This is a genomic window from Pseudovibrio sp. Ad13 (genome assembly GCF_001623225.1).
Taxonomy (GTDB): Bacteria; Pseudomonadota; Alphaproteobacteria; order Rhizobiales; family Stappiaceae; genus Pseudovibrio.
This window is the reverse complement of sequence record NZ_LMCC01000011.1, coordinates 87,459-110,793: the sequence shown is the minus strand read 5'-3', so window position 1 is coordinate 110,793 and position 23,335 is coordinate 87,459. Positions and strand designations below refer to the sequence as shown.

At 51.3% G+C, this 23,335-nt stretch carries 21 protein-coding genes; 8 read left to right on the top strand and 13 right to left on the bottom strand.

Annotation, left to right across the window (positions count from 1 at the left end):
* Position 1 precedes the first annotated feature (1 nt).
* Both PsAD13_RS12675 and PsAD13_RS12670 read left to right on the top strand, forming a co-directional pair.
* Positions 2-769 carry an ABC transporter ATP-binding protein gene (locus PsAD13_RS12675; protein ID WP_063318450.1) on the top strand — a complete coding sequence of 256 codons (768 nt, stop codon included), beginning with the start codon at positions 2-4 and terminating at the stop codon, positions 767-769.
* Complete coding sequence (locus PsAD13_RS12670) at positions 762-1,562, top strand: ABC transporter permease (RefSeq protein ID WP_063318382.1); 801 nt, start codon at positions 762-764, stop codon at positions 1,560-1,562. Before PsAD13_RS12675 ends, PsAD13_RS12670 begins: the two co-directional genes overlap by 8 nt.
* Before the next feature lie 41 nt (positions 1,563-1,603).
* Here PsAD13_RS12670 and PsAD13_RS12665 read toward each other — a convergent pair whose 3' ends face one another.
* On the bottom strand, positions 1,604-2,065 hold the full coding sequence (locus PsAD13_RS12665) for an SRPBCC family protein (RefSeq protein WP_063296316.1): 462 nt from the start codon (positions 2,063-2,065) through the stop codon (positions 1,604-1,606).
* Complete coding sequence (locus tag PsAD13_RS12660) at positions 2,037-2,375, bottom strand: metalloregulator ArsR/SmtB family transcription factor (protein WP_063296315.1); 339 nt, start codon at positions 2,373-2,375, stop codon at positions 2,037-2,039. Before PsAD13_RS12660 ends, PsAD13_RS12665 begins: the two co-directional genes overlap by 29 nt.
* A gap of 238 nt (positions 2,376-2,613) precedes the next feature.
* Here PsAD13_RS12660 and PsAD13_RS12655 point away from each other — a divergent pair, with 238 nt between their 5' ends.
* Entirely contained in the window at positions 2,614-3,264 is a 651-nt protein-coding gene (locus PsAD13_RS12655) for a peroxiredoxin (RefSeq protein ID WP_063318381.1), read from the top strand.
* An 83-nt stretch (positions 3,265-3,347) separates the two neighbouring features.
* On the opposite strand, the gene ilvD is transcribed toward PsAD13_RS12655, so the two are convergent.
* The 8 genes from ilvD to PsAD13_RS12615 all read right to left on the bottom strand — a co-directional run bounded on the left by ilvD (position 3,348) and on the right by PsAD13_RS12615 (position 14,634).
* Positions 3,348-5,195, bottom strand: coding sequence for a dihydroxy-acid dehydratase (gene ilvD / locus PsAD13_RS12650; RefSeq protein ID WP_063293202.1), 1,848 nt, complete (start codon positions 5,193-5,195; stop codon positions 3,348-3,350).
* A gap of 191 nt (positions 5,196-5,386) precedes the next feature.
* Positions 5,387-6,688, bottom strand: coding sequence for an FAD-binding oxidoreductase (locus tag PsAD13_RS12645; RefSeq protein WP_063318380.1), 1,302 nt, complete (start codon positions 6,686-6,688; stop codon positions 5,387-5,389).
* A gap of 18 nt (positions 6,689-6,706) precedes the next feature.
* The gene (locus PsAD13_RS12640) at positions 6,707-8,047 is read right to left on the bottom strand and encodes an FAD-binding oxidoreductase (RefSeq protein WP_063318379.1); all 1,341 of its coding nucleotides are present in this window, start codon (positions 8,045-8,047) and stop codon (positions 6,707-6,709) included.
* A 184-nt stretch (positions 8,048-8,231) separates the two neighbouring features.
* A complete protein-coding gene (locus tag PsAD13_RS12635) occupies positions 8,232-8,999 on the bottom strand; it encodes a 3-hydroxyacyl-CoA dehydrogenase (RefSeq protein WP_063318449.1) in 768 nt (255 codons plus the stop codon).
* Positions 9,000-9,110: 111 nt separating this feature from the next.
* Positions 9,111-10,580: an adenylate/guanylate cyclase domain-containing protein gene (locus PsAD13_RS12630; RefSeq protein ID WP_057465918.1), complete on the bottom strand. Its 1,470-nt coding sequence runs from the start codon at positions 10,578-10,580 to the stop codon at positions 9,111-9,113.
* Positions 10,581-10,666: 86 nt separating this feature from the next.
* Positions 10,667-11,488 carry an MBL fold metallo-hydrolase gene (locus PsAD13_RS12625; RefSeq protein ID WP_063303657.1) on the bottom strand — a complete coding sequence of 274 codons (822 nt, stop codon included), beginning with the start codon at positions 11,486-11,488 and terminating at the stop codon, positions 10,667-10,669.
* 13 nt (positions 11,489-11,501) lie between these two features.
* Positions 11,502-11,942 carry a cyclic nucleotide-binding domain-containing protein gene (locus tag PsAD13_RS12620; RefSeq protein ID WP_193757786.1) on the bottom strand — a complete coding sequence of 147 codons (441 nt, stop codon included), beginning with the start codon at positions 11,940-11,942 and terminating at the stop codon, positions 11,502-11,504.
* A gap of 100 nt (positions 11,943-12,042) precedes the next feature.
* Positions 12,043-14,634: an ABC transporter ATP-binding protein/permease gene (locus PsAD13_RS12615; RefSeq protein WP_063318378.1), complete on the bottom strand. Its 2,592-nt coding sequence runs from the start codon at positions 14,632-14,634 to the stop codon at positions 12,043-12,045.
* 253 nt (positions 14,635-14,887) lie between these two features.
* Here PsAD13_RS12615 and PsAD13_RS12610 point away from each other — a divergent pair, with 253 nt between their 5' ends.
* From PsAD13_RS12610 to PsAD13_RS12590, 5 genes are read left to right on the top strand one after another with little or no spacing between them, the layout of a single operon-like run.
* Positions 14,888-16,129, top strand: a complete 1,242-nt coding sequence (locus PsAD13_RS12610; protein WP_063293332.1) for a glycosyltransferase — start codon at positions 14,888-14,890, stop codon at positions 16,127-16,129.
* A gap of 2 nt (positions 16,130-16,131) precedes the next feature.
* Positions 16,132-17,370, top strand: a complete 1,239-nt coding sequence (locus PsAD13_RS12605; RefSeq protein WP_063318377.1) for a glycosyltransferase family 4 protein — start codon at positions 16,132-16,134, stop codon at positions 17,368-17,370.
* Positions 17,370-18,500 (top strand): glycosyltransferase family 4 protein, encoded by a 1,131-nt coding sequence (locus tag PsAD13_RS12600; RefSeq protein WP_063318376.1) that lies wholly within the window; start codon positions 17,370-17,372, stop codon positions 18,498-18,500. Before PsAD13_RS12605 ends, PsAD13_RS12600 begins: the two co-directional genes overlap by 1 nt.
* The gene (locus tag PsAD13_RS12595; RefSeq protein ID WP_063318448.1) at positions 18,500-19,699 is read left to right on the top strand and encodes a glycosyltransferase; all 1,200 of its coding nucleotides are present in this window, start codon (positions 18,500-18,502) and stop codon (positions 19,697-19,699) included. Before PsAD13_RS12600 ends, PsAD13_RS12595 begins: the two co-directional genes overlap by 1 nt.
* Complete coding sequence (locus tag PsAD13_RS12590) at positions 19,689-20,540, top strand: polysaccharide deacetylase family protein (protein WP_208986602.1); 852 nt, start codon at positions 19,689-19,691, stop codon at positions 20,538-20,540. The genes PsAD13_RS12595 and PsAD13_RS12590 overlap by 11 nt, the downstream gene beginning before the upstream one ends.
* Here PsAD13_RS12590 and PsAD13_RS12585 read toward each other — a convergent pair.
* The 3 genes from PsAD13_RS12585 to PsAD13_RS12575 are packed head-to-tail and all read right to left on the bottom strand — an operon-like array spanning position 20,515 to position 23,322.
* Entirely contained in the window at positions 20,515-21,108 is a 594-nt protein-coding gene (locus PsAD13_RS12585; RefSeq protein WP_063318375.1) for a class I SAM-dependent methyltransferase, read from the bottom strand. The two genes, PsAD13_RS12590 and PsAD13_RS12585, sit on opposite strands and share 26 nt — an antisense overlap.
* Before the next feature lie 16 nt (positions 21,109-21,124).
* Entirely contained in the window at positions 21,125-22,297 is a 1,173-nt protein-coding gene (locus PsAD13_RS12580) for an ABC transporter permease (protein WP_063293211.1), read from the bottom strand.
* Positions 22,294-23,322: an ABC transporter permease gene (locus tag PsAD13_RS12575; RefSeq protein ID WP_063318374.1), complete on the bottom strand. Its 1,029-nt coding sequence runs from the start codon at positions 23,320-23,322 to the stop codon at positions 22,294-22,296. The genes PsAD13_RS12580 and PsAD13_RS12575 overlap by 4 nt, the downstream gene beginning before the upstream one ends.
* Positions 23,323-23,335: the final 13 nt, after the last annotated feature.

The window sequence follows — 23,335 nt, the reverse complement described above, 5'->3', positions numbered from 1 at the left end:
CATGCAAATTTCCATTGAAAATCTCTCGCACGCCTACGGCTCAGTCGAAGTTCTGAATGATATCAACCTGACCTTTGAGCCCGGCGAGATTGCCGTGATCATCGGTCCGTCCGGTTGCGGAAAATCTACGTTGCTGCGTCTGATGGGCGGACTTGAAGAGCCGAGCAAGGGCGCCGCTTATATCGCAGGTCAAGCACCAGAAGGGTCTCTCAATCCCCTCACCTACATCTTTCAGGATTTTGCGTTGCTGCCATGGCGCTCTGTGGCCGGGAATATCTCTTTGGTGCTTGAAGACCACAAGCTTTCCAAACAGCAGAGCAAGGCGATCATTGATGATGTGCTTGCACGCACCAACCTCTCAGAGTTTCATGATGCACTTCCACGCCAGCTATCCGGTGGGATGAAGCAGCGCGTGGCAATTGCGCGAGCATTAGCAGTTCGCCCTGCCTTTCTGCTCATGGATGAGCCTCTGTCAGCTTTGGACAGCCAGACACGAGAACTTCTGATGGATGATCTGGTGGCTCTTTGGGCCCGTGAGGCATTCTCTGCTTGCTATGTGACGCATAATCTTGCTGAAGCTGTTCGCCTTGGCCACAAGGTCATTGTGTTGTCTCGCCGCCCGGGCAAGGTTCGCGATGTTGTAGAGATCTCTATCCCGCTAAATGAACGCCGTGAACGTGCCGCTGAGCTTGAGGAGGTGCAGCAGCAGTTGTGGCACATGATGCGTGAAGAAGCTCTTGCTGCCGACAGGGAGCTTGCCGATGTCTAATCCGGTAAACCGCAAGAAAGTTCCATTTCGTGGAGGTGGGTTTAAGCCCCGCCCAATCCGTTTTGTTGCTCCATTTGTATTTCTGGCGTTGGTGCTGTTTTGGGAGTTTGGCTCCCGCACAGGTATCATCAGCAATCTGGTTTTGCCAGCACCATCAGAAGCGTTTCAGGCCTTCTTAGATCTCTATAATTCAGGTCTATTCTGGAAGCACGTGAGCACAAGTCTTTATCGGCTTGTCTTTGGCTGGAGCATTGGAACAGCACTCGGCATTTTGGTGGGATTGCTGATTGGGCTGTTCTCACTGGCACGATCCAGCCTTCTTCCACTCACCTCGGCGTTTTTTCCAATTCCAAAGATTGCCTTGCTGCCGCTCTTCATCATCTGGTTCGGAATCGGGGAAGGCTCTAAAGTTGCGACAATCCTGTTTGGTACGTTTTTTCCTACAGTCATCGCCACTTATGGCGGCGTTGATAATGTGGAGCGTGGATTGGTCCGCATGGGACAATCCTTCGGTATGAGCTGGCTTTCCATCGTACGGAAGATCATTTTGCCCGGAGCCTTACCTGCGATCCTGTCCGGAGCTCGGATCTCCGCAAGTATCGCGATTATTCTACTGGTCGCTGCAGAAATGATCGGCGCAGAATATGGCATTGGCGCTTATGTGTTGATGGCTGGTTCCTTGTTCGCAACAGATCAGCTGATCGTCGGAGTTGCGATGCTTTCCATTTTGGGACTGTGCGTCAGTTGGTTGATCGGGAAGGCGGAAAAGGCCCTGCTGAACTGGCGCGGATAACAAACAGGCCTCGCTGGAGAAAAAACAGCGAGGCTTTGCTTCTAAGCAGGACTGGAATTACACGCGTTTTTGAAATGAACCTCAAAAACGCTGACCCAGCCGTTGTTGTAGCTTTCGCGCATTGTGGAGCCGATTTCGCCCATCTTCTCCCAATCATGATGGCTTAGAACCACTTTGGTACCCTCGCCGTCCTTCTCAAACGTCACATCCACACAGGTTGCCATGCTCTCCGGGTTATTAATGTGCCAGAGAAACGAGAGGGCTTTTGAGGGCTGATAGATTTTGAGCGTTCCCCAGTCATGTCGCGTGCCATCCTTTGCGACTTCATATAGCTTGCCGCCTTCCTGCCGCTCACAAAAGACCTCAGGTAGTTCGCTGCCATTCATTGCTGTTACAGAATGGGTTTGAATTGGCCACCATTTACTGAAATCCCCTGTAAAAACCTCGAAGGCTCTTTCCGGACTACAGTCCACCCTAATCGTTTTCACCACTGGTGTGATCATGCCCCATCTCCTGTTGTTCGGTGACTTCAGTTGCAAAAGCGTTCAGGACGTCCTCCCAGAACTGATCAAGGTAGTCACGCAAAGGTGAGATGCCCTCGCGCCTTACTGCGTAGAATCTCGACGTTCCGCGTTGATCGGCCTCCACCAGCCCAGCCCGTTCCAGCACTTTCAGATGCTGAGAGACAGCTGGCCGAGTGACGCCTTTTGCCTGTGAGAGTGCTTTGACATTCTTAGGACCTGCCCGAAGATCTTCAAATATCTTGCGACGAGTATCATCTGCCAGCGCATGAAGGATATCTTGGTAAGTCATAACTTACGGTAAGCTTTGACTAACGCAAAGTCAATTGATTAATATGTTTGATTGCATTAACAAATTCTATTGAGAGATCAGGTTGAAACTCTCCACGCTAATACTTCACAAAATTGTATCAAGAACTGAAAGCCGCTCCCATTGAATGCAGAAATTCGGTACTTAAATGTTATTGGTGCTGTGGGAGGTCCAAGGCCTTTTGAGCGATGCGCAGTACTGGATAAGAAGAGGATTACTCATGGTTTTACGCATTAACGATACTATCCCTAACCTTTCCGTAGAAACTGATCAGGGCGAAATCACCCTGTATGATTGGATTGGCGGTAGCTGGGCAATTATCTTCTCGCATCCGAAAGACTTTACTCCGGTTTGCACTACCGAATTTGGAGCTGTGGCAAAGCTCAGTGAAGAATGGGCAAAGCGTAACACCAAAGTCCTAGGCGTTTCAGTTGATGGTGTAGAAGACCACAAGAAGTGGAAAGTCGACATTGAATCTGTTGGCGGTGCAAAGCCAGATTTTGCGATTGTAGCCGATGCTGGTCTTGAAATGGCCAAAGCCTTCGACATGCTGCCTGCTGAATATGTGCTTCCTGATGGCCGCACACCTGCAGACTCTGCCACTGTGCGCTCAGTCTTCATCATCGGGCCGGACAAGCAAGTGAAGCTGATGATGACTTATCCAATGACCGTTGGACGAAATTTCGCAGAAATCCTGCGCGCGCTAGACGGGCTTCAGATGTCTGCCAAGGGCGTTGCAACGCCTGCGGACTGGACTGTTGGTCAGGATGTAATCGTGCCCCCAGCTGTCAGTACCGAAGACGCAGAAGTCAAATTTGGCTCTGTGAAAACAGTCCTGCCCTATCTTCGATATGTGAGTGCGCCGAGCTAACCACTCAGAACACGCTCCTGCAATAGAAAGCCCCGCAGAGATGGTCTCTACGGGGCTTTTGAATGTCTTATTGAACCTGAGGCTTAGTCAACTTTACGAACTGCGCCTTTGGATGCGCTGGTGGTCATGGCAGCATAGGCTTTCAGCGCGGTGGTAACCTTACGCTTACGCGTCTCAACAGGTTTCCATGCAGCATTCCCTTTTGCTTCCATCGCAGCGCGGCGGGAGGCAAGCTCTTCATCAGAAACACGCATCTCGATTTTACGGTTTGGAATGTCGATATCAATCATATCGCCTTCTTCCAACAGGCCGATATTGCCGCCTTCAGCTGCTTCCGGGGAGACATGGCCAATGGACAAACCGGAAGACCCACCAGAGAAGCGGCCATCTGTGATGAGTGCGCAGGCTTTGCCGAGGCCTTTGGACTTGAGGTAGCTGGTTGGATACAGCATTTCCTGCATGCCCGGACCGCCACGAGGGCCTTCGTAACGGATAAGAACGATGTCGCCCTCTTTCACCTTCCCAGTCAGGATCGCGCTGACTGCTGTGTCTTGAGATTCAAAGATGCGTGCAGGGCCGGAGAATGTGAGAATGCTCTCATCAACGCCTGCGGTTTTAACGATACAGCCGTCTTCTGCCAGATTGCCGTAGAGAACTGCCAGTCCGCCATCCTGTGAGAAGGCATGTTCTTTGGAGCGGATAACGCCGTTTTCACGATCCTCATCAACACCTTCGGCATAGCGAGAGCTCTGAGAGAACGCGACCTGTGTCGGCACACCACCAGGTGCTGCTGAGAAGAACTCGCGCACGCTTGTACTGTCTGTGCGTTTGATGTCCCAGCGCTCAAGAGCGTCGGCCAAGTCTTTGGCATGCACTGATTTTACTGAGGTATCGATGAGGCCTGCACGGTCCAGTTCACCCAGAATACCGAGGATACCACCTGCGCGGTGAATGTCTTCCATGTGGACGTTGGCGATCGATGGAGCCACCTTACACAGCACTGGTACGATGCGAGACAGGCGGTCAATGTCTTCCATGGTGAAGTCCACTTCACCTTCCTGCGCTGCGGCCAGCAAATGCAGAACGGTGTTGGTGGAACCGCCCATCGCGATGTCCATAATCATTGCATTTTCAAAAGCTTTGAAGTTTGCAATGTTACGCGGCAGTGCGCTCTCATCTTCCTGTTCGTAATAGCGTTTTGCCAGATCTACGATCAGGTGACCAGCTTCGATGAACAGGCGTTTACGGTCTGAATGCGTTGCCAGAGTTGAGCCATTGCCCGGAAGGGACAGACCCAGGGCTTCTGTCAGACAGTTCATGGAGTTTGCGGTGAACATGCCAGAACAGGAGCCACATGTCGGACATGCGCTGCGCTCGATGCTTTCAACGTCGCTGTCAGAAACGTTGTCATCAGCTGCGGCGATCATTGCGTCGACAAGGTCAACTTTGCGTTTTTCACCGTTTGCGAGCGTTACTTTGCCAGCCTCCATAGGTCCACCGGACACAAACACGGTTGGAATGTTCAGGCGCAAAGACGCCATCAGCATGCCTGGAGTGATCTTGTCACAGTTGGAAATACAGACCATGGCATCTGCGCAGTGGGCGTTGACCATGTACTCCACGGAGTCGGCGATCAACTCACGAGATGGCAAGGAGTAGAGCATGCCGTCGTGACCCATTGCGATGCCGTCATCGACTGCGATGGTGTTGAACTCTTTTGCGATGCCACCGGCCTGCTCAATTTCGCGAGCGACGAGCTGGCCGAGGTCTTTCAAATGCACGTGGCCTGGCACGAACTGCGTGAAGGAGTTGACGACAGCAATAATTGGCTTGCCGAAGTCATTTTCTTTAACACCGGTTGCCCGCCACAGGCCTCTGGCGCCTGCCATGTTGCGGCCGTGTGTGGAAGTGCGCGAACGATAGTTTGGCATCGAAAACCCCAATCTGGCGAATATGTTATTTACGCGTTGCGGTATAGTTAGTTTTATCGGACTAATTTGGCAACTTTTCTTCAGCTTACACCACTAATGAGAAAAAGAGTACCCGCGGGTACGCCTCTCCTCTTCTGATCGCTTGAGCATTTCTCGGGTGTCGCCTGCTCGTGCCTCAAGTCTTGCAGCTTTTAGAAGCGGTTAAAGGCAAAACTGGAGAGATCGTGGCCAGCTGGTTTCCCTGTGAGCACATCTGCCATAACACGTCCGACAGATGGACCTATTCCAAACCCATGGCCTGAGAACCCTGTCACGATGTGCAGGTTATCCAGATTTGGAGCTCTATCGATCACCGGCAGAAAGTCTGGCATGGCATCAATGAGGCCGCCCCAGGCGGATTGCAGTTTTGTTCCGTTGAGCTGCGGGAAACGATCAGCGAGTGCTTGTGTTAGAGCACCCAGCTCTTTCTGATCAGGTTTGGAGTTGAGGACGCGCATTGCTTCAAACGGTGTTGTGTCCGCTCCGGTCCAACGTCTTTTTTGCATCCACTGATCAGGATAGTTTTTTGGAGACCATGGTTTGATGCTGGTACCCTTGAGGTTTTCGGCCATGTTGGGCAGCCATTCTTTCAGGAACCGAAATGAATCCAGACCGATATGATGGGTCTGGTTGTTCTTCAGTGCCAGCGTGTAGCCACCATCCTGACGGCGGCGCATAGCAAAAGTGTTGTCTGAGGCATTTGCCGGGAAGACATCCGGTACGGCTTGCGTTGCTGCAACGGTCAACTCTACAGAAAGTTGAGGTAGTTTAATGCCTGCATTGGCGGCGAACAAAGAAGACCATGCCCCACCTGTCAGCATTACCTGTCCTGCTTTGATCTCGCCTTGTTCTGTGACAGCGCCCACAACCTCGCCACCGGATTTTACCAATGTACGAACAGCGTTGTTTTCGCAAATGACAGCTCCAAGTCGCTCTGCAGCTTTTGCGATGCCGAGCGTCGCCTGCCCGGGTTCAGCACGACCATCACTGGCAGTATGCATTCCGCCGATCCAGCGGCCTTCCTTACCTTTGATATCTTCATGAACCTGCGCTCTTGAGATCATGCAGGTATCAAGATCATATTTCCGGCCAAGCTCGACGAACTTCTCGAAGTTTTCCAAGTCCTCATGCTTTTCAGCAAGGTAGTAGACGCCGCTCGCGCTGTAGCCGAGGTCTTCCCCTGTCTCTTCGCTGAGTTCCTTCCACAAACGGCGAGCTTCGATAGAGAGCGGGATTTCCGGCTCATCACGTCCTTGTTGGCGAATCCAACCCCAATTGCGGCTGGACTGTTCTCCTGCAACTCTCCCCTTTTCGCAAAGAGTGACGCTCACGCCCTTCTTGGAGAGGTAATAGGCGGTACACACACCAATGATGCCCCCGCCGATGATGAGCACGTCTGTTTCCTGCGGCTGTTCTCCATGGAACTGCTGCGGTGTATTTTCTGAATAAATCACGTCACTTACTCAAGGAGGTTAGATAAAGGGTCCGAGCTTGATTTTGGAGCCATCGGAAAACCGCGAATAGCGGAAGCGCGTCAGGTCGTAGCCAGCTGGTTTGTCCATGAGCAAATCTGCCATTATGCGTCCTGCTGCAGGACCAATGCCAAACCCATGCCCGGAAAAACCCGTCGCGATAAACACGCCCTTTTGTGTCGGGACTTCATCCATGATCGGGACAAAGTCCGGCATTGCATCAATCATTCCAGCCCAACTTTCTTCCATTTGCAGCCCTTTGAGCTGAGGGAAGCGGTCAACCAGACGATCCTGAATGCGTTTGAGGGCTTTCGGGCTTGGATCAGGGTTTAGCACACGACATGTTTCAAACGGTGTGACTTCATCTCCAGACCAATGCCGCTTATGCGCCCATGAATCTGGATAGTTCTTTGGTGGGTTCATGCCAAAGGAAATGCCTTTGAAGGACGCTTTCACAGCAGGAAGCCACTTGAAGAGGTGACGAAACGAGTCCTTACCGATGTAGTGATCATGAATATCACTGACCGCAAGCGTGTAGCCACCATCTACTCTTTTACGGAACGCGAATGTGCCGTCTGCAGCGTTGCCGTTGAAAAGATCAGGCACAGCCTTGGTTGCAGCCACAGTTGCCCGCACACATAACTGAGGCATGGACACGCCGAGGTTTTGTGCAAAGAGTGAGGACCATGCACCAGCAGCGATCAGGACACGGTTTGCTTTGATCGTCCCCTTTTCGGTCACAGCACCTGTGAGTTTACCACCTTCAATCTCGAGCGTACGCACTGCACAGTCTTCAACGATCACAGCGCCGTTGCGTTCCGCTGCCCTGCCAATCGCGGGCACAGCTATCCATGGCTCAGCACGGCCATCACTTGGTGTGACCATTCCGCCAACCCATTTGCCATCACGCCCCGGAATTTTGGTGTAGACCTCGTCTTTGCTGAGGAGCTTGGTATCGAGTTGATGCTGTTTGGCAAGCTCAAGAAAGTCCTCATAGTTTTTGAGGTTCTCTTGTTTTTCTGCCAGATAATAAACGCCCTCCTGGCGAAACCCGAGATCCTCTCCGGTTTCTTTCATCAGCTGCTGCCAGAGCCGGCTGCTTTCCATGGATATGGGGAGTTCTGCGGCATCCCTACCTTGCTGGCGGACCCAGCCCCAGTTGCGGCTCGACTGTTCTCCGGCAACGCGGCCCTTTTCGCAGAGTGTCACGTTCACACCCTTTTGTGCCAGCCAGTAGGCTGTGCAGGTGCCAATCACGCCACCGCCAATAATCAGAACATCAGTCTGTTCTGGAAGGTCGCCGAAGAACTGTTGGGGAGTGGAGCTGGTATAGGTCGCCATGAAGGCCTCTAGGAATCGGATCTGTAAGTTACAATCCGATGAACTTAGCAGGACTAAGATACCACTGCACGAGGGTGTGCCTAAGCACTTAGTCGACCTTTGGATTAGACCATATTGGTAGGTCTGGTTGTTTCGCAACCAGAAGCTGGCCTGAGAACTCAGCGCTCTCAGACCAGAGAATTGCTTAGCGCGGTGCCATGCGGATTGCGCCATCCAGACGGATGGTTTCGCCGTTCAGCATTGGGTTGGTGCAGATTGCTTCCACCAGCTGAGCGTATTCGTCGCCGCGGCCCAAACGGGACGGGAACGGCACCTGCTGACCGAGTGAGTCCTGCACTTCCTGAGAGAGGCCACGAAGCATTGGAGTTTCGAAGATACCCGGTGCAACAGTCATCACGCGGATGCCGGACTTAGACAGGTCGCGTGCAACAGGCAATGTCAGAGCGGTGATGCCACCTTTAGACGCTGCATAAGCTGCCTGGCCGATCTGACCGTCAAATGCTGCCACAGATGCAGTGGAGATGATCACGCCGCGCTCACCATCTTCTGTCAGTGGTTCAAGGCTTGCCATGCGTGTTCCAGCAAACGACGTACAACGGAATGTGCCAACAAGGTTTACGTTGATCACCGTCTGGAACATATCCATTGGGTGCGGCTCACCACGAGAGGTGGTTTTTGCAACAGGCGCGATACCTGCACAATTGACGAGAATACGTGTTGGGCCGTGCGCTGCTTCAGCTGCATCCAGACCTGCTTTCACGCTGTCATCGCTGGTGACGTCCACTTTTACGAACTGACCACCAATCTCTTGTGCCAGTGCTTTACCAGCTTCTTCATTCACGTCAAAAAGAGTTACTTTAACGCCATGGCCAGCCAATTTCCGTGCGGTTGCCGCGCCAAGACCTGATGAGCCGCCGGTTACAACGGCTGCAATTTCTTTATTAAGTTGCATGGAATCCCATCCCGATTCATTTTGTTTGCCCCGCTGTCTTTCAAAGCTCCCGCCAAAATTCTTTGAAAGCAGCAAAATGCTGGATTGCGGGTCGGCATGAGAAAATCATTCTCACGCCAAAGCCACAAGGTCTACTTTTCCATTGATTCCCGCAACACACTCAGACTTTAAATCTATCATGTTTCCCTTATACCCTTGTCGTAGAGCCATGGAATAACTTGCGCCATCTGTCAGGAACCGCGTGCCCTGGACCTTGTTGGCGGCTTCCAGCTTTGCAGCGCGGTTGACAGCATCACCGATCACGGTGAACTCCAACCGGTCCCGCACACCAACAACTCCGACGCTGACCGGACCTGCTGCGACCCCTACACCAACTTCAAATTTCATGGGCCAGCCTGCAGCTTCCAGATCGGCGCACTCTTCCTCCAGAATGTGAGTCAGTTCGACACCTGCTCGCAACGCATCAGCTGCATACGTTTCGCTGTCTGATACAGCGCCGAAGGTTGCAAGGATTCCATCACCAAGGAACTTATCAATTTTGCCCCCTTCTCCCAAAATCACCTTTGCAGCTTTCTTTTGGTAGAGGCTCAAAACACGCATGGTGGTTTCTGGCGGCAGTTTGGCGGCAGTTTTTGTAAAGGACCGGATGTCGACAAGAAGGATGGCAACATCCCGGATTTCACCGGTTCCAGCCATGAGCCTGCTTTCAGATTCCACAATGGAATTTGCAACTTCTGGCGTGAAAAAGCGGCTCAAGTCTTTTACTGCATTCTTTTGGCGAATGGCTGAGAAGAAGGTCCGTCGGGCTCTGAAGATAGAAAGGGCAAGAAGCGCTGTCACTGACAGGATGATTATCAACTTATCCAGCTCTGCCCCTATGAGAACCGCTTCGCCCGTCAGATACTCGATGTAGTTGCGGGTGATGAGCGTCGAACCACCTTGATACGTCAAAGCGTAGAACACCAGTCCCAGCCAGCCCAGGGCTCCGAAGACACCAGTGAGGATCACGTATCTTGGATCAAAGCGGAGGGCTCTCAAGGCGATGAACAGGAACAGGTACATCAAGGTCGGGGCCTTGAGGTAAAAAGTGGGATGCTGGGCATACTGGATGTGGAAGGAGAAAATCAATCCGACCAGAAGCGCCACGTCTGCCATGATAGACAGGACCAGATACCAGACCGGCAGGGTGGTTCTGAAAGAGACGTAAATTCGAATAAGCGTAAAGACAAGATAACAGGAAAAGGCGATGGGAACGAAGTTGAATCCCATTGTGCCTTCGGCCCTCGGAGCAAGGGCATATAGAACAGCGAAGAAGATGATAACGCCGAGCTGGACAATGCCGATCAGACGTTCTGAGGCCGCTTCCTGACGCGCTACTTCACTACGCACACGTAAAGGTAAGTCTCCTTCCGGAGCTTTTGGACCTAAAACACCGCGCTTCAGCTGTTGGTAGAAGTTAGGTTCAGCTTTCTTCTGATAAGAGATGCCATGGAACTTTTCGCTCAAGTCCACATCCGGCTTTTTCTCAGATCCACGTTTTTTTGAAGGATCGGAATTTTCTGGACCACTTCCAACTGCCACACTTGTCTCCCGTCACACCATTCAACAGGTGTTGCTGGTTTGCTCGCAGTTTCATCCGATCGGTTGCGAGCGACGGGTGAATGAACTCAAGGTTTGAAGACCATCCCTTCAGAGGCCACGATTGCTCGTGGATGCATCTGCTGGGCAGCCAAACCTATCTCGTCCAATTCATCATCCGTGCGACGCGGATCGTGATGAAAGATCACGGGCGTTTTCACGTTGGCGCGCTGGCATATTCCGACCACATGCTCCCATGTGGAATGTCCCCAACCCTTATACTTAGGGTATTCGGCACAGGTGTACATCCCATCCTGGATCACAACATCTGCATCACGGATAAACTCTAGGACAGCTGCATCGTGAGATTCGCTCCCCATTTCGTGATCTGTGATGATGCACATGGACTTACCATTGTACTCCATCCGGTAGCCACAGGCGCCGCCAGGATGGTTTAGCGCAACAGTTTTGATTATCAGCCCATTGTCTTTCTTCAGGGTGTCCCCTGCCTTGAAACTTTTAAAGGAAACAGCACTTAGCGTGTTCGCTCCTACCGGGAAAATAGGGGGCGACATGATCCGACAGATGATATCCTTCAAATCACACGGGTCATTAAAATGGCCTGCAGTTAGACGAATATTGAAATTGGGATCGTACGCAGGCTCAAAGAAGGGCAAACCACAAATGTGGTCGAGATGTGTATGCGTGAAGAGAAGATCGATGTCGCGGTGCGGGCCTTTCATCAACTCTTTGCCCAGATTGCGTGCACCAGACCCACAGTCGACCATCAACAGAACGTCCCCCGCCCGGATTTCAAAGCAGGTTGTTTCTCCGCCGTATCTAAGTGTTTCGGGACCAGCAGCAGCTGTTGAACCGCGAACACCCCAAATTTTAAGAGAAAACTCGTTCAAGTAATCTGGCCTTTCAAGTGGACGCAGGGCGTGCCTGCGCAAGTTCTCTGGTCGTTTTTTCCAATCGCAACGCCAATACACGCATAATCTCGAGCGAAACTTTCGGAAACTCCGCGATGAGCTTCAAAAAATCGTCTTTGGATATTGCCAGAATGTGAGTTGTACCCACTGACTGTAAGGTCGCTGTTCTTGGCACATCACACAGGATCGCAATCTCACCAATGATGGCATATTGTCCAACCTTCGCAACCTCATTTTCATCAACAAACACAGCAACTTCACCGGAGAGGACAACAAATGCACTGTCACCATCATCTCCCTGATGGCACAAATGCTCCCCATCCTGAAACTCCATGCGATCACTGATGAACGCAAGAAGACGCAGTTTGCTTGGTTCCAATCCCTGAAAGAGAGGGACACGGCTTAAAGCTTGGACTTCTGCATCAATAGTCACATTTCACTCCCAATAACTTGATGAGCATAGCTGAAGTTCTCCCAGCAAACTGTGTTCCAGCTCACATCATCTCGCCTTTGTTTCACCATAGTTCCCAAGACTATCTTTCGATAACCCTCCCATTTTCTAGGTGAAGCGTCGTAGAAAACTCCTCAGCAACACTTTCATTACTTACTCCGAACATGAGAATTTTATCACTCATGAGCTTCCTGAGGTCTTCGCGCAGGGTCTTATCTGTTGCACTTACACTGTTTGCTGTCTCATCCAGAACGTAGATGTGTGCATTCTTCAACAGGGCACGAACCAGACAGATCAACCTACGTTGATGGGAGGATAACTTCGCGCCAGCAACGCCCACCTGATAATCGAAGGCAGCGCGGCGAATTGGGGCGATCAGATCTCTTTCACGCACGAGCTCCTGCAGCACTTGTTGTATTTTCTGACGGGCATCGCGGCGGTCCAATCTTGCGTGACCGAAGACCAGATTGTCCTCGATGCTCAAAGTGGTGAGATAAGTGTCGGGATCAAAGAACTCGAAACGCTCATTGTCTTTGCCCACTGTTTCCATAAACTGTTTCCGAGCTGCAAGGATCTTCTCCCGCATATCATCATCCAAGACACCAAGGCGGTGCTTTGCTGGAATGAGCTTGAGCGCCAGCGCAATCAAACGTGCCCGATCTACATCTTTGAGCCGTTTTCGCCGTTGTTCCCCCTTTTGCTCATTCACAATACGGGCAAACTCCGGAAGATCCTCACGACTGATGAAAGAGTACCTGTTCAGCAAATCACTGTCTGCGCTGACATCAGCAAACAGCTCGACCATGGTCTTTGCGATTTTCAGTCCGATATCTGCCAGGAGCACATCAAACCCGGTCTCTTTGAGGAAAGCTGAAATCTGCGGGTCTGTCGGAACATGTTCAATGGTCATAAAGTGTTCTTTGGGGCTGGCGAAAAACAGGTTCTGCGCCAGATTAGCAGACATGTTGAATTTTTCAGGGTCCCAGAACTCGACAAGATTTTGAAGTTTTGTGTCATTCTGGATTTTCTCGCGCAAGGCTTTCCGCGCCTCAACCAATTTGGGCATGAGGCCGCCATTGAGCTCTTCAGTCTCGTTTGGATTGATGACTGTCTCAACGCCCAGTAAGTACAAATCACGCGAGAAACCCGCCACTTTACATAGCTCAAGGGCTTTGTCTTCCAGTTGCTGCATGGAACCAGCATCGGCCAACTCGTAATCTTCCCAGCGCGCTTTCAAATCAAAGTACGGATTGAGTGTCATGGCAGCTTCCTTCAACTGGCGCTGCCGCTTTCTCAGATCACTGCCTTCATACTCGACCTTTTCCTGAGGCCTGTGGCGCAGCCCGTAGAAGAGGTTATCGCGAATTGTCCCTGTCCAGACATGCAAATGACCACCCACGTAGGCAATCTGCCGACCCAAGGTCGCTTCTGGCATGCTTTCGAAATTAGTGTTGTTGATGGTGACTGATCCTGAGGTGGGGCTCAGCAATCCAGCTGCCATCTGCAACAATTCAGCACGTCCAGAACCATCCACACCAGAAACAGCCAGTGGTTTACCCGGCTCGACATTAAGTGAAACATTATGCACTTCCTGCCCGGTCCCTACTCCTGATAGCCCTAGTTTATCTAAGGTAAGTGAACCTGTTAGCACCAGAGATTCATCATCCAGCAGGCGTTGTTTGTCGTAAAGGTCAGGTGGATCGAAGTTTTCAACCACTGTCTGGTATTTGACTGAGACGTCTGCTGTCATCTGGTAGTAGGCCAGCAGCTCTTTCCATGGACCAGCCAGATCCTTGTAAGCTGCAATCACCGCAATCAACGCACCGATGCTGAGCTGACCTTTGATGACCAGATAGCCGCCGATAAAGTAGAAGAAAAACGGCGTCAGTTGGTTCATGAAATTATTAACGAACTTGATGAAGTACTTGCGATTATAGATATCGAAACGAATGCGGAAGTTTCGATAGAGTCTGTCTGAGAGGTCTGCTGAATGCCACGCTGAGGTGTCGTTGCTATGAATTTCGGAGATACCTGAGATGCTCTCCCCCACCTTATCGGCGATCACGCGCACGTTCTTCACACGCTGACGAGACAGGCGAACGACCTTCTGTTGAAGCTTGGGAATGATATACCCCTGCACCGGGTAAAGTGAGATGGCGGCCAGTCCGAGCAGTGGGTCCTGCATGAAAATAAAGCCGACCTGAACGACCAGCATTCCGCCTTGATAGGCTGGTAAAGCGAAGGCCTCGCCAACAAAACCACCAACATCCTCGACCTCGGCGGTAATCATTGGTATGATCTCGCCGGAGCTGACCTTCTTAAAGTGAGGCAGGCGGAAGCGGAGTACGCGCTGAAACAGCTCAAACCGCAACTGGCGTAGCATCCTCTCACCCAGTCTACCCTTGTAGACATTGAGGTAGAGCTTGATGCAGTTGCTAACAACAACAAGAACCAAAAACAAAATACATAGCACCGCCAGATACTGAATCTGACCGAGCTGCATTCCGAAAAGTTCTACTGGAAAATTGCTACCCTGAATTGCTTCATTGGTAATTGTCTTAGGTAGATCCAGCAGGATGTAACTCACCGGATAGGACAATATGGTGACTAGAAGAATCGCCACTTGATAGCGGGCTGAGTTCTTCCAGATGAATTGGAAAAGCGATTTTTCCATGTCCACTCCGATTAAGCTCAGATCAGACTAACCCAAACTGAGGCGATGCGATTTACGCTCTAACTGACGCAAGGGAACCCTACGCTTTAAGATCTTAAAAAACGGCATAAACCCGCAAGATCCCTTGGATTTATGGGGGTACTTCTTTGGTGTTTAAACGCTTCAAAGCAGGTTTGACCGTTCCTTGGTGGCCCTCCCCCGCCAAACTGATCTGATGCTGAGGTTTATGCGCAGCACATGGAATAAGAAGCGCATGACGGTAATGACGCCAAAAATTCTGATTTATAGCCACGACACCTTTGGATTGGGCCATCTGCGGCGGTGCCGCACAATCGCACAATCTTTGGTTGGCTCCTTCCAGGAAATGTCCGTTCTCATCCTTTCAGGATCTCCCATCATTGGTAGTTTCGAGTTTCGTTCCCGGGTCGATTTTGTCCGCATTCCGGGCGTGATCAAACTGCGCAGTGGTGAGTACACTTCGCTCTCCTTGCAGCTTGATATCAATGAGACGATCGCCATCCGATCATCCATCATCGAACACACAGCCAAGGTGTTTAAACCTGATATCTTCATCGTCGATAAGGAGCCGCTTGGGCTGCGTGGTGAGGTTCTCCCCTCGCTTCAATACCTTAAGGGGCAAAAAACGCGGCTGGTTTTGGGGCTACGCGATGTGATGGATGATCCGCATGTTCTGAAGGAGGAGTGGCTTCGCAAACGTGCCTACCCTGCTCTCAATGATCTTTATGATGAGATCTGGGTTTACGGCCCTTCAGTGATGAACAATCCATTGGATGGGCTTGGCTTTGACCAGTCGGTGATGGAAAAAACACTCTTTACTGGCTACCTGCGCCGGTCAATGCCAAGTTCAGCTCAGGATTTCACAGCGCCCTTTGACGGTGCCCCCTATGTGTTGGTGACCCCAGGCGGTGGCGGTGACGGTGTTGAGCTCGTCGATTGGGTTATACGGGCCTATGAAGCACGTCTGCGTCCCTTGTTCCCTGCTCTCATTGTCCTTGGACCTTTCATGAGCAAGGCAGATGTGGAAGCGTTTACAACGCGTGCATCTCATTTGCGCGATGTTGAGATCCTTCGATTTACCCCGGAAATTGAGCCCTACATGGCCAATGCGACTGCTGTGATTGGCATGGGGGGGTACAACACATTCTGTGAAATACTTTCCTTTGATAATCCAGCCCTTCTGGTTCCACGTGTTGTGCCACGCAGAGAGCAGGCTATTCGAGCAGAGCAAGCCCAGCGGCTGGGTCTTGCGCAGATGCTTCCGATTGACTCATACCCGAGTGTTGAGCTGATGGTGAAAGCATTGGCAAACCTACCATTTATCGCACCACCGTCTCATGCTCATTCCGAAAACTATCTAGGTGGTTTGGATATTATCAATCTGCGAACTGCCGAAATTCTTGGCATGCGTGAACAGCATTTATCACAACGTCTTGGTCCTCGAGACGATGTCAAACTGACATATAATGCGGGGTAGTGATGGAAGTTGGTCGCATTGCTGTGGTTGTTAAAGGGTATCCTCGTCTTTCCGAGACCTTTATTGCCCAGGAAATCTACGGTCTGCAGGAACGCGGTGTAGGCCAGCTTATTGTCGCGCTGCGCCATCCCTATGATCCTTATGTGCATGACGTCCACGAGAAGATCACTTCCGACGTGCTTTACCTTACTGAGTATCTCAAGGATGACCCTCCTCGTGTCCAAAAAGCTATGGCATGGGCAAAGAAACAACCGGCATACGCAGCAGCCAGAGCATGTTTTGAAAAAGACCTGAAACACAAGAAAAATGCAGAGCGCTTCCGCCGATGGGGGCAAGCTTGTGTGATGGCTCATGAACTGCCAGAGGATGTTATCTGGATACACACGCATTACCTTCACAGCCCTTGTAGTGTTGCACGTTACGCAGCTCTGCTCTCGGGGCGTCGCTGGTCATTTTCAGCTCATGCCAAAGACATATGGACCACAGAACGGTGGGAGATTGAGACAAAACTTGCTGACGCTGCCTGGGGAGTAACCTGTACCAAAGCAAACCTTGCTTACCTGCGTTCCCTTTGCAAGGAACCTGACAAAATCAGTCTTGTTTATCATGGTCTCGATTTTTGCGGATTTCCTGAGGCTCCCCGTCCTGCCACGTTACGGGATGGAACAGGAGCAGACGGCGTTCGGATTATCTCCGTCGGGCGACTGGTAGACAAGAAGGGTTATGACAACTTGCTGCGCGCTTTCAGCAAACTCCCAAAGGACCTGAACTGGCACTTCACCCACATCGGTGGAGGTGAGCTGTCATGTTCACTCAAGGACCTTGGTGTGCAACTTGGTCTGAATGACCGTATATCGTGGCTGGGAGCCCAACCGAGGAAGCTTGTGTTGGAAGAGATGGAAAACGCCGATATTTTCGCTCTTGCCTGCCGTGTCTCAAAGTCAGGTGACCGGGACGGTCTGCCGAACGTGATGATGGAAGCACAAGCTATGGCGTTGCCGTGTGTTTCAACAGAGGTATCTGCTCTTCCTGAGATCATTGAAAGTAATGAGACTGGCCTGCTTTGCCCTGCTGAAGACATCTCAGCCTTATCAGAGGCACTGCAGCTTCTGATCACATACCCTTCTGAGCGAGAGCGCATTGGAACCAATGCGTTTGAAAGCGTTCATCGCCGATTCAGTGCTTCGCCCGGTTTGGATTTTCTAGAGGAGAAGTTCTCGAGAAGTTTGGAGCCCTGCTGATGAAAGTCGCCTTTACAGCGCCCATGAAGCCTATTGACCACCCTGTGCCTTCGGGAGACCGAACCATGGGGCGGTTGATCGTACGAGCATTACATTTGGCAGGGCATGAGGTTGAAATTGCCTCCACTTTTCGCAGCTGGCGCGCTGAGGGTGGTGAGGACGTGACACGCGACGTAAAAGAGCTGGCGCTTACAGAGGCAAAGACTATTGCAAAGCGCTGGATTGAACACAGTGAAGTGCCTGATGTGTTTCTCACGTATCACCTCTACCACAAAGCACCTGACTGGATCGGGCCGTACCTGTGCGCGAAATTCAACATTCCCTATGTGGTCGTGGAAGCCAGTCGTGCTCCAAAACGGCAGGCAGGCAACTGGGCTCTCGGGTTTAATGCAGCTGATGCAGCTCTTGCTCAGGCCAGTCAGGTGGTCGCTCTAACCAAATCTGATGCACAATGCCTGAAAGAGGTCTTGAATGAAGACGTTCTGACGGTTCTGCCACCGTTTTTGGAGACTGCAAAGTTTGAGGTCAGTCACAGTGTCACCAAAGGCTCGGCTGATGGAAAGATACGGCTGCTGTGTGCGGGTATGATGCGTGAAGGCGACAAGCAGTTTTCATACATGGTGCTTGCTGCCGCCCTGAAACAGATTGCCGATTTGCCATGGCGCCTGACCATTGCCGGAGATGGACCGGCCCGAGGTGAGATAGAACCGCTGTTTGATCCAGCACGCACAGAGTTTGTCGGGCTCATCCCTTGGCAAGAGATGCCACGCCTTTACCGGTCTCACGACATTTTTGTCTGGCCTGCCATTCGTGAAGCTTTTGGATTTGTGTTTCTGGAGGCACAATCCTGTGGCTTGCCCGTGGTTGGTGGGCGGGTGTTTGGTGTACCTGACATCGTGGAGGAAGGTACCAGTGGTTTGCTTTCAGATGAAGGTGACGCCTCTGCTATGGCTCAGAATCTGATGTCTCTCATAAAAAACACACACAAGCGGGAGAATATGGGGCTCGCAGCTATAGAAAACATTCACAAAAACCATAGTCTTGAAGCTGGTGCGAGAGGGCTGGATAAGGTGCTCAACGCAGCTCTTGAACATCACAAGTTTAAACGGAGAGTTCACGGAGGCCGATGATGAAAGCCTTCATCCATGTTCAGCACTTACTTGGCTCGGGCCATATCGTCCGGGCAGTGGCGCTTGCCAAGGCGCTGGTTCGTCAAGGCATTGCAGTGACCCTTGCAACTGGGAACCGTATTCCTGACACGTTGAATTGTGATGGGCTATCTGTTGTCCGGTTGCCTGCTGTGCGTGCTGCTAATGCAAAATTTGATGTTCTGCTGGATGAGCATAACGTCCCGATTGATGAGGCTTGGTGGGAGAAACGCATCACGGCAACGCTTTCTGCTTTTTCCTCTGAGCATTTTGACTTGCTAATCACAGAAACCTACCCCTTTGGGCGCAGGATGTTTGCAGCTGAGATGACGCGGCTTCTTGAATGTGCTGGCAGCAAACTCTCCCCACCCTGGGTCGTTTGCTCCGTGCGTGACATTCTGGTGCGCAAGGACGAGTTATGGAAGGAAGAATGGATGGCTTCACAAGCCTCCGCCTTTTACGATCGAATCCTTGTCCACTCAGACCCACAACTCATTACGTTTGATGAGAGTTTTCCGTTCTCAAACAGGGTGAGTTCGCATATCCGCTACACGGGCTATATCAGTGATGACCGTACAACATCCGCACCTTCAATTGACGGTGCAGGTGAGATTATTGTTTCGTGTGGAGGTGGAGCTGTCGGCTCTGCTTTGTTGCGGGCCGCGCTTTCTGCTCCCAACCATATGTCACCCAACATCAGCCATCGGTGGCGCGTGCTTGTTGGACAAGACGTTCCCGACGCTGAGTTCCAACAGCTTTCCAGGCACTCCTCATCGGAGCTCATTATTGAGCGGGCTCGCAAAGACTTCCCTGCGCTTTTGAAGAATGCCAAACTTTCTATTTCTCAAGCTGGTTACAACACGGTTGTCGATATACTGCGTGCAGGTATTCCATCCGTTCTGGTTCCTTTCGCACAAGAAGCTGAGACAGAGCAAACTCAGCGCGCGCTCAGCCTCATGAAGCATCACAGAGCTGTGGCTGTTCCCGAAAAAGTGCTCAGCCCCAATACGCTTGCACAAGCAGCACAAAAAGCACTCTCCCTTCCAGCGCCAGACTTACACGTGGCGCTCAATGGAGCGGAGATTTCAGCTCAAGTGCTTGCCGCGGATCTTGGCATGGAAACACCCATGGACCATGCGCTCGGGATTATCTGGGAAAGGAACGTTTCTCGTGATCTCTAGTATTGCTCCTGTCTTTGAGACTGTTCCGGAAACCGAACACTTCGCAGGTGACGGCCAAGGGGTGTTTGAACATCATCTCACCCAGCACCTCAATTGGTTTGAAGAGCGCGGCCTTACTGTCAAATTCTGGTGGCGGGACGATGATGCTGTTTCACCAACCCCTGCGCTTGAAGAATTACTTATGTTTTCTGACCGGTTCCGCATTCCGCTTTCGCTTGCCGTAATTCCAAAATTCGCAACAGATGCGCTCGCCCAGCGCCTTGCGAACACGCAGGATGTTCATGCCGTTCATCATGGTTGGCAGCATAAGAATTATCAGAAGAAAATATACGGCGAGAAAGCCAGTGAGTTTGGGTGGCGGCGAACGTCTAAGGAAATGGAAAAAGAACTGACAGAAGGCCGAGAGATCCTGCAAAACTTGTTCGGTAAACGCTTTGTGCCGTTGTTTGTGCCTCCATGGAACCGGATTGCGCCGCGTGCTGTGCAACTCCTCAAGCAGCAAGGCGATTACGGATTATCCGCATTTACCTGGATCAATCATTTCCGCCTGCCACGCCTCCAAAGCCACGTCGACATCATCAAATGGAAGAAAAACAAACGCTTTATCGGTTGGGAGGCCGCTTGCAAACGGTTAGATCTGCAGCTTTGCCGACGTCGAACCAATGTCGCTGAGCCGATCGGACTGCTGACACATCATCTTGATCACGGTGAAGGCTGCTCTGAGTTTCTGGAGGCATTTTTCAAGCTCACGTCTGCTCATCCTGCAGTTAAATGGCTTAGTTCTCGAAACCTTCTGGATCAAGCAAAACGTGATTTTACTTTGGCTGCCGGACAGGTCTGACCAATCGTAGTTTCCACCCTACATTCTTTGAAAAAGACTTCAACTCCAGATCATCCAGCATTTGCCAGTGATCTGTTTTGTCGGTTTCATCCCAGATCTTCTTAATGGACTTGTTTGCGCCTGATTTTTCTCGAGCTGGCGTGTACATGGAGATTGCAATAACGCCGTCATCTTCAAGAAATTTTGCATAGCGATTGAGCTGTAATTCAGGCTCTTCGCAAAAGTAGAGCACTTCATTGAAGACAACTGCTGAGAACGTCTCCTCTGGTTTAGCGTTGAAGCTCTCAAGATCAGATTGCACCAGTTGCACATGCTCCTCCCCAACCTTGGCATTGCTTAGTGCAATTTCTGAGAGATCGACACCACAGTACCGCTGCAAGCCTGATGACTTGAGATAGTGATACAGAATTGCTTCACCGCAGCCGACATCAAGGACCGCACGTGTCGCTGCAGTTTGCCCAAGCCATGCTGAGAGAATTCCGTAGCGCGCAGCCTCTTTGATATCATTAAGAAAATGCCAGCGTCCTGCTTCGTACTGGCGATCCCAATCACCTGAGAGATCTTCCATTATATTGAGGCTCCAGCTACTTATACGGATCAGCTGCATCGCGCAGCCCGTCGCCCATGAAGTTGAAGGCAAGCACGACAATGATGATCGGAATAACCGGCGCCATCAACCACGGATAAATGGTAACAACGGAGATATTCTGGGCTTCATTGAGAAGAACACCCCAGGATACAGCAGGCCTCCTCAGTCCGAGATTCAAGAAGGACAGAGCCGTTTCACCAAGTATCATCGCCGGTACAGAAAGCGTTGCTGATGCAACAAGGTGGCTCGTGAAACCGGGAAGCAAGTGTTTGACGATAATACGACTTGGGCTGGCGCCCATCAGAGCTGCTGCCTTGGCATATTCTTCTTCTCGCAGTGAGAGCAATTTAGATCTGACGGCACGCGCCAAACCCGGCCAGTCCAACAGGCCCAGAATGACCGTCAAGCCGAAGTAAATCCAGACTGGCGACCATGTTATCGGCAAGGCGGCAGATAAAGCCATCCAGAGTGGGAGTTCGGGCAATGAGCGCATAATTTCGATAACGCGTTGAATTGAGCTATCGATCCACCCACCGAAGAAACCAGCAAGTCCGCCGAGCAAGACACCAAGCACCATGGATATGCTTACCCCGACAAGACCAATGGTGAGAGACAGCCGTGCTCCATAAACGAGACCTGAGTATTGATCACGCCCCAATCTGTCCGTTCCTGCAATAAACAGCGTCCCGTCTTTAGCGGGGCAAATGACGTGGAGGCTTGCGGGAAACAGGCCCCAGAACTTGTAGGGGTCTCCTTTGCAAAAGAACCGGAGCTTTTGAACTTTTGTGGTGTCTGTTTCATAGACCCACTTCAAATTTTCCAGATCAACTGAAGGGTTCAGACCATACACAAAGGGTCCAACCAACTTGCCTTCATGGAACAAGTGGATGGCTTGTGGCGGAGCAAAGAGGAAATCTACGTTTCTCTTTGCCACCGGATAAGGTGCAATAATTTCTGCAAAAGGGACGCATAGGTAGAAGAAGAAGAGAATGATCGCTGAGATAACGGCCAGCTTATGCTTGCGGAACTTCCACCAGATGATTTTCCATTGTGGCGCTTGATAATATCTCTCCTGCTCTCGGGTCAGGATCTCTACATCCTTGGGGTCAAAGCCCTTAGGATTGACGTAGTGCTCTGCTTTGTCCTCTCCACGTTCGCCCGGGCTCATTGTCTTGCCCCTTCTTTTCCAAGGCGAATTCGTGGATCCAGATAACCAAGCAAGACATCAGAGACCAACATGCCAATCAATGTGAGGATAGAGACGAAGAGGAGGATAAACCCTGCAAGGAACTGGTCCTGCGATTGAAGCGCACCAAGAAGGACAGGACCGACAGTGGGAAGGTTGAGGACAACAGAAACAATAACCGAGCCTGATACAAGCGAGGGAATTAGATTTCCTATATCCGCTATGAATGGGTTGAGAGCCACACGAAGGGGATATTTAACGAGGAGTTTGCTTTCTCGCATCCCCTTTGAACGGGCGGTGGTGACGTATTGCTTATAGATTTCATCCAGCAAGTTAGCGCGTAATCGGCGGATCATGGCAGCTGTGCCGGATGTTCCGATGACAATCACCGGAACAATAAGATGTGCCACAATAGACAGGGCTTTACCGCCGCTCAAGGGTTCGCCAATGTAGTGCTCCTCCATGATGCCCCCTACCGTCAGTCCAAACCAGCTGTTGGCCAGATACATTAAAACCAATGCCAATAAGAAGTTAGGAGTCGCTAGACCGAGATACCCAATAAGTGTGAAGGTGTAATCTCCTACCGAATACTGATGTGTCGCAGAGTAAATGCCGATGGGAAAGGCAACGCAGTAAATGAAGAGGATCGTGGCAAGGTTGAGCGCAACTGTGAGCGGCAATGTTGGCCCAACCACTTCACCGACTGGCTGGTCATATTCAAAGGACCAGCCCCAATTGCCCTGAATTAGTCCATCAAACCCATTGGGTCCGGGCCAGAGCCCCACCCAAATTCCGTAACGCTCCACAAACGGCCTATCAAGAGCGAACTCTTTGCGCAGAAACTCCAGTCTGCCAATGGAAGCACTTTCTCCGGTTGAGCGAAGCATGGAGATCTGGTTGGAGATGTAATCCCCTTCCGGCAATTCAATGATGAAGAAAACCAGGAAACTGATGGCAGCAAGCGTTGGTATCATCACCAACAGCCGCCGCAGGATGTAATTGAGCACCCGCTTCCCTTTC

What these genes read in the sequence shown, in the direction of transcription:
- ilvD (WP_063293202.1), bottom strand. Translation starts at nt 5,195, where the DNA reads ATGCCAAACTATCGTTCGCGCACTTCCACACACGGCCGCAACATGGCA.
- PsAD13_RS12580 (WP_063293211.1), bottom strand. Translation starts at nt 22,297, where the DNA reads ATGAGCCCGGGCGAACGTGGAGAGGACAAAGCAGAGCACTACGTCAAT.
- PsAD13_RS12595 (WP_063318448.1), top strand. Translation starts at nt 18,500, where the DNA reads ATGAAAGCCTTCATCCATGTTCAGCACTTACTTGGCTCGGGCCATATC.
- PsAD13_RS12585 (WP_063318375.1), bottom strand. Translation starts at nt 21,108, where the DNA reads ATGGAAGATCTCTCAGGTGATTGGGATCGCCAGTACGAAGCAGGACGC.
- PsAD13_RS12675 (WP_063318450.1), top strand. Translation starts at nt 2, where the DNA reads ATGCAAATTTCCATTGAAAATCTCTCGCACGCCTACGGCTCAGTCGAA.
- PsAD13_RS12665 (WP_063296316.1), bottom strand. Translation starts at nt 2,065, where the DNA reads ATGATCACACCAGTGGTGAAAACGATTAGGGTGGACTGTAGTCCGGAA.
- PsAD13_RS12670 (WP_063318382.1), top strand. Translation starts at nt 762, where the DNA reads ATGTCTAATCCGGTAAACCGCAAGAAAGTTCCATTTCGTGGAGGTGGG.
- PsAD13_RS12640 (WP_063318379.1), bottom strand. Translation starts at nt 8,047, where the DNA reads ATGGCGACCTATACCAGCTCCACTCCCCAACAGTTCTTCGGCGACCTT.
- PsAD13_RS12615 (WP_063318378.1), bottom strand. Translation starts at nt 14,634, where the DNA reads ATGGAAAAATCGCTTTTCCAATTCATCTGGAAGAACTCAGCCCGCTAT.
- PsAD13_RS12655 (WP_063318381.1), top strand. Translation starts at nt 2,614, where the DNA reads ATGGTTTTACGCATTAACGATACTATCCCTAACCTTTCCGTAGAAACT.
- PsAD13_RS12660 (WP_063296315.1), bottom strand. Translation starts at nt 2,375, where the DNA reads ATGACTTACCAAGATATCCTTCATGCGCTGGCAGATGATACTCGTCGC.
- PsAD13_RS12610 (WP_063293332.1), top strand. Translation starts at nt 14,888, where the DNA reads ATGACGGTAATGACGCCAAAAATTCTGATTTATAGCCACGACACCTTT.
- PsAD13_RS12635 (WP_063318449.1), bottom strand. Translation starts at nt 8,999, where the DNA reads ATGCAACTTAATAAAGAAATTGCAGCCGTTGTAACCGGCGGCTCATCA.
- PsAD13_RS12600 (WP_063318376.1), top strand. Translation starts at nt 17,370, where the DNA reads ATGAAAGTCGCCTTTACAGCGCCCATGAAGCCTATTGACCACCCTGTG.
- PsAD13_RS12605 (WP_063318377.1), top strand. Translation starts at nt 16,132, where the DNA reads ATGGAAGTTGGTCGCATTGCTGTGGTTGTTAAAGGGTATCCTCGTCTT.